Raw genomic sequence first — 5,925 nt, forward strand, 5'->3', positions numbered from 1 at the left:
ACCTAGGGGAATTCGCTACTTCATCCCCTACATCGTCTGTGACGACAACTCGACGCTCGGGCACACATTCCTCCAGTCTCGACTCAACGTTGCCCCCCGTCGCTATCCATATTGGAGGCAAGGCCTCTCGATATCCAGTCGGTGTCACTGGTTCGTGATTCGGTCCCGTCTTAGGGAAGGACGTTATGACCCATTCACTGACATTTCCATGCATGTCATGGATGCCAAGACTGTTTGGGGCCTTCAAACCAACGGGCTGGACACCATCGGTTTCCAGGTCGAAGAACGCCAAATTCCGTAGCTGCTCCTCTTTCCAAAAGTACCCTGTGCCTCCGGCTTTACAAGCTCTCATCCATTCCGACTCAAGTGGCAATCGGTAGGGCTGATCCGTCAGCAGACTGAGCCATTTCGTATACTGCTTCGCCGCAAAGAGTGTCATCGAAAAGGCCGGGCAGTCCAAAGATGCAACCTCGGCAAACCGATCTCGCGGATTGTAGACCTCGGTTGGAGCGGACACGGCATCCACCGAATCGACCTCGTTGAAATCAGGTCGATTTCTGTTTGCTTTGAAGACGCCGTACATCGCCGCGTACTCGCGATACTCTCTGAATGTCACCTCGCATTTCCCAATCCAGAATGGTTGCGACCTTTGGTACAGATCGCCTGGAACCGGAACCATCTCGAACTCGATGTCAGTCCCGGGAATGAGCTGCTTGTAAGCAACCATGAACCCATGGTCTGATTCGACGACATGTCCCTCTTGTGGCCTTGTCGCCACGAGGCCCTGATTCCGTGGGTCATCGGCGTTCGCAGGAAACATCTGCAGAACGCCAAACATGACAACTCCCAGTGTCAGCCATGCACTTCGGTCAGCGGCCACCACTCTGACCATGAACAGCGTGAATCCATCCAGCGACCAATCCGGCTGCACTGTCTTTCTAGGCTTCTCCGGCTCTCTAGGCTCCTCCGGCTTTCTGGGATTCTCCGGCAGCGGATCGAGGCCCACGTGCGACTTGGGTGGCGAATAGAGATTCATCACGGTAACGGATACCCCAAATGGGACACGTGGAAAGGATGGGGGTCACTGTTGGGTTCGGGGAGGGCGATCGTCCTTGCTTGGGTTTGAAACGGAAGCGGAACGATCCCGCTGGTGGACAAGACGGATTGTCAGCGGCAGGCGGATCCGTTGCAACGATGGTTTCGATTTTCTGACGTGAATTCGGTCAGGACTGAGGGGAGAAGAAGTGACATAGGTTCAACCATTTCAACCGTCGAGAGCGTTCCGGATTTCAGCATGCAGTGCTGACCGGCTTGGGTATCGGTTCTTCAGTTCATCTGCTTTGCTGCGAGCGAAGATTGGCCCGAGTGCTTCCTGGACGAGCTTCAACTCGGCGGCTGCCCGACGATAGGCGGAGCGATTCCGTTCTCCTACCGCCGCGTCAATGCGGCGAAAGGTGGCATCGGGATGCTCTGCAATGATCTGGAGTTGCTGTTCGTGCTTTTCGATAGCCAAACGTTCGCGTTCCGCTCGCCCGCGAGCTGCTTCGGCTTCCGATGCCTCACGTTGTCGTCGCGCGCTTTCATTGGCAAGTCGCCACAGTTCGGTGCTGCTCCTTCGGGATAGCAATGCGGATTGCGATGGGAAGAATTGAGCTGTCAGTTCACGCAGCGTTCGTTCTGGCTCACCTTCCGGGCTCAGCAAAATGCGTTTCAGCGTTTCAGCCAACTGTTGCTTGCTGCAAGATTCAATCCATTCGTCGAGGTGTTCCTCGCCGAGCGATGTGTCTTGCATTTCCGCTGAGCCTTCCGCCGCAGCCTCCAACAGAAAACTGTTGACTTCAAGGTATTCCCCCAATCGATCCAGACTCGGGTGTGACTGCTTCAATCCTGGAGGCACCGGTGGCTCTTCGTCCTCTGAACTGGCTTCCGACTCCCCACTTTCATCGTTTGGGTCAACGACTTCCCAGCAACACAGCCCCAGGTAGGCAAGATACAACGGTCGCATATCACCGCGACGGATCATATGCCAAAGTGCCTCGAAATCAGAGGCCAGTGTCTCGGCGTTCCAAATTGGCTCGAAGGTTCCTGCATCACCTTCGGGCTCGATCACCAGTAAACCGCCAGTTCCGGTCTCATCGGCTTCCCACCAGATTTGCTCGCCATCGGTGTAATCGTCGACCTGCTCCGAGAATTCAAACCCGTCGGGAAACCGCATGCAGAGAGATCGGTTTCCAAAGTTGGAGTAGTGAACGTGCAGGTCATAACCACGGCGAAGCATCTCTCGCCAGTCACCACGAAAACTGCCAAAGTTGTACTCGTTCGCAAAACGCCACTGGTCGACCTCGGCTCGCGACGACTGCGCTTGCATGAACTCGATCGCGTCGGAATCCAACGGTGACTCAATCGCGCGGAATTCAACCCACTGGTACTCTGACATCGGATCTCAATTTTCAGTCACTCAAGGTTCGAATCGAAGATGTATCTTCTTGATTCACATCGCAATAGAATGCACCTCACATCGGCAGAGTGCAACCGATCCCAAAATTGGACGAGTCAACCGATGGTGGAAAACGAGCAACGGGTGACCCTGGTCGTCATCCGCGAACGAACGGAGCAAACATGGCAAAACCGAAACGCAAACTGACGGCAGCCGAAAAACGAGCCAAAAAAGAACGCAAAAAAAAGTACCAGTGGATTTTCATCAACGGCAAACAAGTGCGTGTCAAACGTCCGCCGACCATTGACGGCCTTCCCGTCGACGAATTCATCCTCCGAAATGCAGACCCGATATGGCTGCACCAAAACGGAATGTGGGAATACATTCAGCCAGAACCGATTCCGTTTCCTGGTGAAGACGAAGTGAACGCGGCATTCGATGCCGCTCACCAACAAGACGCGATCGAAGAAGAGTGAACTATTGCATCAGTATTGACGAATGCGAAATTGGTACGTCTGCTTCCTGAAAGCCGTCCGATCGCAGCATTGTTGGTTGGTAGTTCATCTTCGGTTGGTGTCCTTGTCCCGACGTGTCCGAATGCATCCGGACTTGCAGTTGATCGACGACCGCGGCCTGGACAACACGACGAGCGAGCGAAAGGATACGTCGAGCAGAGTCTTCGGATTCGCATTCCCCAGTCGCTAGCACACCTCGATTCGATAGCGTGAATGTCACACTTGCCTCTGGTGCTAATCGTTCGACAGCGCGATTGAGCGATACAATCTTTCGACGTTGAACCTGGTCATCGGTTAGCTCTTTGACTCGCACCAAGTGCCGCTGCGACTTCGCTCGCTTCTGAGTCGAGTCGCCTTTTGAACGAAAGAAAATTTCGACTTCAGTCGTTCCGACAGCCGTTGCGGCAAGTTTGACCCTATTGCCTTCGGAAATGAAGACCTCACAGACCGATTCGTCAGACCTTTGGACCCGAATGATATGCATCGTTGAATCGATATCAAATCCGACTGGCAGCTTTTTAACCTCGCCCAGTTTCATCTCGACGGTGTTTGTTGGCGACTGGGTAGGTTCAAGAGGCGGAAGAGGCTCGGGGCGCGTTGCCGGGACCGACCTGCGTGAATCAGACACCAATGAGACGCCATGGTTCTGAGGAACGCTCTTGTTTGCGGAATTACCTTGCCGTGCAGTCGAGACGTGGCCCGCGAAACGAGCGTTTGCGAGAAAGGTGGAGTGACTACCAGAAGACCATTTCGTTCTCCGTTCACGACTGTCGCTTGCTATCGGCGATGAAGGTTCCGCCGGCTTCAGTCGTTGAAGTCCAATAGCATCCTGCACTGGACCGCCGCGTGAGGCCACTGCCTCCAGCGATGCATTGCTATCAGGTTGTTGTGGCGCAGTGCGTTTTTCGCCTGCTTCAGCGGATCGTGTCGGTGTCGATGTCGGTTGCAACGCACTATCAGGATTCAGCCCTTGAGTGAAAGCGGCAAGTTTTGACTTTGCAGCACCAAGCGGGGCTTTCGCCGAAGCGTTCAAGTCTTCTTGCTCAACGGTGACCAACGACCACAGAAGCAAAACCGAAGCAAAACAACTTGCGAATGCAATCTTCAGCTGATGAAGTTTCATTTCAAACAGGACAAATTCGAGGAGAGAGCGATCCGATGCACGCGGGATGCCACGTGCGATTGTTGAGCAGGCACCCCCTCTACAGGACATCGGCAACACTATCCCGCAGTATTAGATAAATCGGTGCAATCCGACTCCGCAATTTCCTGCAACATCGACTCCTCGGCGCGACGGAAAACGAGTTGCAGAAGGGAGTCGCTTGAGGGGGCGAAGCGATCGGGGTATTCGGAAAACACTTGAGATTCAGTCTGAATTGTGTTGCTTGCTTGAAGATGGCAAGCTTCCCTCTGCGACAACTTTGACCGACAAAGGTCAAAACCAAACGCGTGGTTTGATGTCGGTCAACAACACCGACTGAAAAACGGAATTTCAACCGTCGTACGCGAGGGAAGGAACCGCTCATTCCTGCCCCCCCACCTACCTTCGGCGGTTTGTATTGTTCTCGTCTCGGTCGCTGAAGAACGGATCGACGAGGTCAGGACGCAATGGTTGTCCAAACGCCTGATCGTCTCGGACAGATCGATCGTTGTTGGACCGGGAATCGGAACCAAAGTTCGAACGCTGGCCAGACCTGGAGTTGCGGCCAGAATCACGTTCTGATCGAGAGTCTTTTCGGTCATCACGATCGCCGTCATCGTCGCCGATTGAAAAGTCGATGTCGTCCAAGTGGATGTCGCCGGTCGTGATCGCGAATTCTTGCACGGCGATCGTGGTGGCACCGTCATCGACTTGCGAGACCAAGTGAATTTCGTATTCGCCAGTCCGCAGGCCATCCTGGACATCGAAGCTGTAGTTGCCGTCGGAATCCGTTGTCGTTTCCGCCACGACTTCACCATCGCTGACCAACTGAACGACTTGATCGGCAACCCCTTGGCTTGCGTCACTGCTATTCGAGTTGCCGTTGGATCCTGACTTGCGTTGATCAACCTTGCCCGTTCCCTCGTCTCCCGTGGTGACGGTTCCGGACACCGAAGCACTGAAGAAGAACACGTCGTCTTGCAGGTCGGTCAGATCCGTGTTTCGTTCCACGATGTCGGCCAACGTGGTGCTTTCGATTTCAGCGAGCGCAGACCCGGAAAACGTGTTCTGGTACCAGAACCGATCGGCATCGCGAAGACACTCGAACTGATCAGCGATGATGGTCTGGAACGTTTCCCCGACACTGGCACCATCCACGTGGTCTTCGACGAGTCCGCCCACCCACAAATCGATGTTGTCGACGGAGCCATAAAGCTCTTCGAGATTGGCTTGGACGTCGGGATCGGAGGTGATGTCGGCGAAGCTTTCGACCGGATCCAGCCCGTAGGCAACCCGGGTGGAGTTGTAATCCGACAACCCGTGATCTCGGCCTCGTTGGATATTCAGACTCACCAAGTCAAACCCGCCCGAGCCGGGAGGTCCGAACAGGAAATTGCGGACGCTGTCGACGACCTGAATGTCCAGTTCCGACGATGGGTCGGACGCCAGATACTTGATGATCGAATCGATGCCGTTCTCGGACACCGCTTCCGGATTGGAGAACGCTTGGCTGAGCGGAATCTCTTCGCCGATCTCGTTGCCCTCGTTGTCGAGGAACTCAACGTCATCACCCAGCAAACTGTGCCCGAATCGGAACGCTGCGGTCGAAAACTCATTGGCAATCGTTGGGTCGACGGTTGAGTCGTACCCTTCGTAGTCGCGCAAGGCGTCTTCACCCAAGACAGCCGGCAACCAGTCGTTGTAGGTGATCGCCTGCAGTTCCGCGACCACGATCGCACGAGCTTGCTGATAGATTTCCTCGTCCGTCAACGTTGGATCGGCGGCGGAAATTTCTTCTGCCAAACGATTGTGTTCGCGGACGAACAAGGTTT

At 54.6% G+C, this 5,925-nt stretch carries 5 protein-coding genes; 1 reads left to right on the forward strand and 4 read right to left on the reverse strand.

The window, feature by feature from the left end; all coding sequences use genetic code 11:
• Together ACF8AM_RS18915 and ACF8AM_RS18920 are read right to left on the reverse strand one after the other, a co-directional pair.
• Positions 1-1,006 (reverse strand): formylglycine-generating enzyme family protein (locus ACF8AM_RS18915; RefSeq protein WP_392557143.1); only part of this gene is annotated, 1,006 nt, incomplete at its 3' end.
• Between the two features lie 258 nt (positions 1,007-1,264).
• A complete protein-coding gene (locus tag ACF8AM_RS18920) occupies positions 1,265-2,437 on the reverse strand; it encodes a hypothetical protein (protein ID WP_392557144.1) in 1,173 nt (390 codons plus the stop codon).
• 182 nt (positions 2,438-2,619) lie between these two features.
• Here ACF8AM_RS18920 and ACF8AM_RS18925 point away from each other — a divergent pair, with 182 nt between their 5' ends.
• The gene (locus tag ACF8AM_RS18925; protein WP_392557145.1) at positions 2,620-2,913 is read left to right on the forward strand and encodes a hypothetical protein; all 294 of its coding nucleotides are present in this window, start codon (positions 2,620-2,622) and stop codon (positions 2,911-2,913) included.
• 1 nt (position 2,914) lies between these two features.
• Here the strand turns inward: ACF8AM_RS18925 and ACF8AM_RS18930 are convergent, their stop codons facing one another.
• Together ACF8AM_RS18930 and ACF8AM_RS18935 are read right to left on the reverse strand one after the other, a co-directional pair.
• A complete protein-coding gene (locus ACF8AM_RS18930) occupies positions 2,915-3,436 on the reverse strand; it encodes a hypothetical protein (protein ID WP_392557146.1) in 522 nt (173 codons plus the stop codon).
• 1,056 nt (positions 3,437-4,492) lie between these two features.
• Positions 4,493-5,925, reverse strand: a 1,433-nt coding sequence (locus ACF8AM_RS18935; protein WP_392557147.1) for a peroxidase family protein, incomplete at its 5' end; no start/stop codon positions are given.

This window comes from Rhodopirellula sp. JB055 (genome assembly GCF_043100905.1).
Classification (GTDB): Bacteria; Planctomycetota; Planctomycetia; order Pirellulales; family Pirellulaceae; genus Rhodopirellula.